Source organism: Vibrio sp. 10N.222.55.C6 (assembly GCF_041473395.1).
GTDB lineage: Bacteria > Pseudomonadota > Gammaproteobacteria > Enterobacterales > Vibrionaceae > Vibrio > Vibrio crassostreae_C.
Window position 1 is genome coordinate 1 of record NZ_JBFRSD010001200.1, and the last position, 364, is coordinate 364.

Annotated in this window: 1 protein-coding gene; it reads left to right on the forward strand. The window is 39.3% G+C overall.

Annotated features, from left to right (window positions below):
* Positions 1 to 364: Gfo/Idh/MocA family protein (locus AB4486_RS28175; RefSeq protein ID WP_372120124.1), on the forward strand; the 364-nt coding region annotated here is incomplete at both ends.

Below are 364 nucleotides of genomic sequence, written 5' to 3' on the forward strand. Positions count from 1 at the left end.
AGTGATAGCGATGGAATTGTGGTTGATGTTGAAGCTTTAGTTAAAGCTAATGTTGAACTGGTGATTGTTGCTTCGCCTGCTTCTTTTCATGCACAACATTCAATTCCGTTAATTGAAGCTGGTATTCCAACCTTAATTGAAAAACCTGTGACCACGACTCATGAAGATACAGTTGCCATACAGAAAGCTATAGATAAGTACAAAACTCCCGTTGCTGTCGGTTATTGTTTGCGTTATTTACCTTCAGCACAAAAGTTAAAAATATTGTTGGATAGCAAGGCGATTGGCGCATTATACAATGCGCATGTTGAGATTGGTCAATACCTCCCAGATTGGCGCCCAAGCAAAGATTATAAAGATTGTG